The organism is Neobacillus sp. C211, assembly GCF_051842875.1.
In the GTDB taxonomy this organism is placed as follows: Bacteria; Bacillota; Bacilli; order Bacillales; family Cytobacillaceae; genus Neobacillus.
On the sequence record NZ_JBPXRO010000069.1, the window covers coordinates 1 to 4,631 of the forward strand.

The following is a 4,631-nucleotide window of genomic DNA, read 5'->3' on the forward strand; positions in this document are numbered from 1 at the left end:
AGATAGGTTTCATTTTTATTTAATAATAGACTTGAATTATTTTGGTGACTATACTATTATTTAAATTAATTGATTCACTATATATTGTTTCAATAAATAATAATCAAACTATATATTGTGTTAGCCTTAAGAGACGATGCCATTGTGGCTTAATAGGGAATCTGGTGTAAATCCAGAACTGCCCCCGCAACTGTAAATGCTGACGAAATGAGCAAACCACTGTATAAGAAATGTCTAATCTATTAGGTACTTATATGGGAAGGGTTCAAAGTAGGAAGAAGCATGAGTCAGGAGACCTGTCTTTCTTAAGATGTTTCAACTTCTTCGGGGATTGAGAAGATGAACGGTGGCGACAGGAGGCATTGGATTTTTTTATTCCTTTTGTAGTGTATCGTTTCATCCGCTCAATTACCGTTGAGCGGATTTTTTTATTATAGGGGGAATTGTATTGATAACTAAGGAGATTCAAACAGAACTTAATTACGTATTAGAATCTATTAATCAAGTTTCAGAAAAATATCAGATAGATACTACGGAGCTTAAAGAGCAAATTAGTAAACTGGATGAAACAGAAGGGGAAGCTAATCACCAAGCTTTATTATATGCTGTGAATCAAATTGCAATAGACCAACCAAATTGGACATTTGTCGCTGCCCGTTTATATCTAAATGAATTATATGGAAAGTCAGCAAAAAATCGAGGCTATAATCGTTCGTTAAAATATGGAGATTTTTATAGATTAATAAAAGAATTGACAGTTACCGGGATATATTCTCATAATTTACTTAGCTTATATAGTAAAGATGAAATCGAACAACTAGCAAAAGAGATAATTCCAGATAAAGATTTATTATTTAATTACATAGGGTTATTTTTACTGGCGGATCGCTATCTTGCTCAAGATCATAATAGAAATGTATATGAACTCCCGCAGGAGCGGTTCATGATTATTGCCATGACGATTATGAAGGATGAAAAGGAGTCCATCCGCTTACAACTTGTAAAGGAAGCGTATTGGGCACTTAGTAATTTATATATGACGGTTGCTACCCCCACTTTAGCGAATGCAGGCAAAAGCTTTGGTCAGCTTTCCTCCTGCTTTATTGATACAGTAGATGATTCCCTTGATAGCATCTATTTAAATAATTGGGATATTGCTCGGCTAAGCAAGGATGGCGGAGGTATAGGGATTTATTATGGTAAAGTTCGTGCCCTTGGTTCCGATATTAAGAAATTCAAAGGAAACTCTTCCGGAATTGTGCCATGGATTAAATTGTTAAATAATACAGCTGTCAGTGTTGATCAGTTAGGTCAACGTCAAGGTGCCATTGCGGTTTACCTAGATTTATTTCATAAAGATATCATGAACGGTTTTCTCGATTTAAAAACAAATAATGGGGATGAACGCCGTAAGGCCCATGACATTTTTACGGGTGTCACCATACCAGACCTATTTATGAAAAAATTAGAAGAGAAAGATGAGGATGGAAGAAGTATTGGGCAGTGGCATACATTTTGTCCCCATCAAGTAAAACAATTTATGGGCTGGAAGGATGAAAAAGGGAACCTTCTCGGACTTGAGGATTTTTATGATGAAACGGATGTTAAATTCTTTACCGAGAAATATGAAGAGGCCGCAGGTAACCCGCTTCTTCCTCGTAAAACATATCGTGCCATGGATATTATGACACGAATCATGGTTGCTCAATTAGAAACAGGAACACCATACATGTTCTATCGTGATGAAGTAAACAGGCAAAATCCGAATAAGCATGTATTGGGGAAGGGCCGAACTTCTATTTACTGCAGTAATTTATGTACAGAAATTGCTCAAAATATGTCCGCAACGACCATAGTTAACGAATACCAAAATGAAGAGGGCAATCTCGTCATTGTTCGTAAACCGGGTGATTTCGTTGTATGTAATTTATCGTCTATTAATCTGGCGAAAGCAGTACCCGCAGATGTTTTAGAGCGTTTAATTAGGATCCAAGTAAGAATGCTCGATAACGTGATTGATTTAAATACAATCACTGTTGGACAGGCTCAACTTACAAATAAAAAGTACAGAGCCGTGGGTCTTGGTACATTTGGATGGCACCACCTACTAGCTCTTAAAGGGATTTACTGGGAGTCTGAAGCAGCGGTAAATTATGCAGATCATCTGTATGAGGACATTGCATTTTATACGATCCGTTCATCAATGGAACTAGCAAAGGAGAAAGGGTCTTATAGTCTATTTAAGGATTCAGAATGGCATTCAGGAAGTTATTTTGAACGGAAAAATTACCAATCGAAGAGATGGATCGCACTAAAAAGGGATGTCGTTAATCATGGCATTCGGAACGGCTGGTTAATGGCTATCGCTCCCAATTCATCCACAGCGAAAATTGGAGGTTCCACTGACGGAATCGATCCTATCTATTCTGTTGAATATGCAGAGGAAAAGAAGAATTTTAAATTTAAAGTTACTGCACCGGATTTAAACCATATCACATATGACTATTATCGCCGATCAAGACATGAATTAGATCAAGTGTGGAGTATTAAACAGAATGCGGCACGTGGGCGCCATATTGATCAGGGCATTAGCTTTAATTTATACGTTAGGCACGATATAAAAGCAAAGGACTTGCTCAACCTGCATATGGAAGCTTGGAAGCAGGGACTAAAGACAACGTACTATGTTAGAAGCACATCTCAAACAGAAATTGACGAATGTGATGCTTGCCATAGCTAACATCTTTTAGAATAGATTGGAGAAGATTATTTTATGGGTATTCATTTACCGCTATCAAGAATAAAACTGTTAAACCCCGAGTTTCCCAATAAATCAACTGGTATTATTAATGGAAAATCATCAGGCTTACTCAACTGGAATGATATTGCTTATCCACAGATATACGATTTATATCAGACTTTATTGTCAAACTTTTGGAAAGCTCAAGAGATTAATATGCAAGATGATATAAAACAGTGGGACTTTCTCAGTTCAAAGGAGAAAGATGTCTTTTTACGAATAAATACACAACTTGCTTCTTTAGACAGCCTGCAAACACCAACAATGTGTCAAGTAATGGATTATGTGACAGATTCTAGCTTTAAAGCAATATTTGCTGTCATCGCCCAGCAGGAAGCGGTGCATAATGAATCGTATTCCTATATATTAAGTTCTCTTGTACCTTTAAATGAACAAAAGGATTGGTTCAATAAAGCCAAAAATGATCCAATCGTTCAAAAAAGAAACCAACTGATATTAGATGCATATGAAAGTTTCCGTGAGAATCCTACACCACAAAATTTATTTCAACTAGGTGTGAATTCTATTAATCTAGAGGGTATTTATTTTTATGCTGGCTTTGCTTTTTTCTATCATCTTGCCCGCCAGCAAAAGATGCTTAAAACTAGTACAATGATTAGCTATATACAACGGGATGAAATGCAGCATGCTTATTTTATGGCACAGTTCCTGCGAATTCTTTTAACAGAAAATCCGGATTTACATACAGAGGCTAACATTGATTATGTGTATAAAGTGGTTGGACAAGCTGTCCAACTTGAAAAAGAGTGGGCACATATGATTTTAAAGGATATAGATGGTATTGAATTGAGCGAGTACGAAAGATACACCGAATATCTTGCAAATAAGCGGCTTCGACAGCTAGGTTTACAGAACTTATTTAAAGAAAGGGTAAACCCAATGCCTTGGATCCATGTTTTCAGTGATGAAATGATGAATGGAACAAAATCCGATTTTTTTGAACAGAAGTCAAGAAGCTATGCAAAGGTAACACAATCAAACGGTTTCGATGAATTATGAAAATTGCCATCGTATATTCTTCCAAAACAGGAAATACTGAAGAATTAGCTCAACGAATTTTTCATTTATTTTTTAAGAAGAATGTAATGGCTTCTCTCTTTCGGATCGAGCAATTTCGAGTTAGGGATTTATCCCAGTTTGCGGCTATTGTGATCGGAACCTATACTTGGGGAAATGGCGAAATTCCTCAAGAAATGATGGAGCTTTATCGTGCATTCGAAACTCAGAACGTGAAAAAGGTACTGACAGGTGTAATCGGCACAGGGGATAGTGGTTACCCGAAGTTTTGTGGAGCTGTTGATGAATTTAAGGATATGCTTTACGTACACACAAATTTAATTGCCACCCTAAAAATCGAGGTTAGCCTCCAAATGAATGATATGGATCGGTGTAGTAGATTCGTGACTATCTTTTTGGATCAATTAAGCCGGAAGCAAGGTATAGGGTAATTGCAGGGAAGTTTGGTATTAGTAGTCAAATTCGGTTTTTTTGCTCCAAATAGAGTCTAAATGTGATTATTTCCGAAAAATACAAAAGAAGACCCTTGTAGCACAAGGGTCAGATTGTCGAGAAAGGGTATTTTCTCGGCAATTTTTTATTCTCAGCATTTAATTATTCATTGTACCTGCTAATGGGCCTGTTGATTTCCGCTCTAGGCACTTCGCTTTCCGCTGGCGGTCCGGGGAGCCTCCTCGGCGCTAGCGCCTGCGGGGTCTCCCCAGCCCCGTCCTCCCGCAGGAGTCTGCGTGCCTTCCTCGGAAATCAACAGGGAGGTAATCAACCTAAAGAATTGCAACACACTTTTTCTAGC

3 protein-coding genes and 1 riboswitch are annotated in these 4,631 nt (G+C 37.6%); all 3 genes read left to right on the forward strand.

Annotated elements, in window-relative coordinates; all coding sequences use genetic code 11:
• The first annotated feature begins 116 nt into the window (after window positions 1-116).
• A riboswitch (cobalamin riboswitch) is annotated at window positions 117-318 on the forward strand.
• Between the two features lie 145 nt (window positions 319-463).
• From ACSU6B_RS28750 to ACSU6B_RS28760, 3 genes are read left to right on the forward strand one after another with little or no spacing between them, the layout of a single operon-like run.
• Window positions 464-2,740, forward strand: a complete 2,277-nt coding sequence (locus ACSU6B_RS28750) for a ribonucleoside-diphosphate reductase subunit alpha (RefSeq protein WP_410889871.1) — start codon at window positions 464-466, stop codon at window positions 2,738-2,740.
• 33 nt (window positions 2,741-2,773) lie between these two features.
• Window positions 2,774-3,820: a ribonucleotide-diphosphate reductase subunit beta gene (locus tag ACSU6B_RS28755; RefSeq protein ID WP_410889868.1), complete on the forward strand. Its 1,047-nt coding sequence runs from the start codon at window positions 2,774-2,776 to the stop codon at window positions 3,818-3,820.
• Window positions 3,817-4,269 carry a flavodoxin domain-containing protein gene (locus ACSU6B_RS28760; RefSeq protein ID WP_410889870.1) on the forward strand — a complete coding sequence of 151 codons (453 nt, stop codon included), beginning with the start codon at window positions 3,817-3,819 and terminating at the stop codon, window positions 4,267-4,269. Before ACSU6B_RS28755 ends, ACSU6B_RS28760 begins: the two co-directional genes overlap by 4 nt.
• The last annotated feature ends 362 nt before the right edge of the window (window positions 4,270-4,631 follow it).

What these genes read in the sequence shown, in the direction of transcription:
- ACSU6B_RS28760 (WP_410889870.1), top strand. Translation starts at nt 3,817, where the DNA reads ATGAAAATTGCCATCGTATATTCTTCCAAAACAGGAAATACTGAAGAA.
- ACSU6B_RS28755 (WP_410889868.1), top strand. Translation starts at nt 2,774, where the DNA reads ATGGGTATTCATTTACCGCTATCAAGAATAAAACTGTTAAACCCCGAG.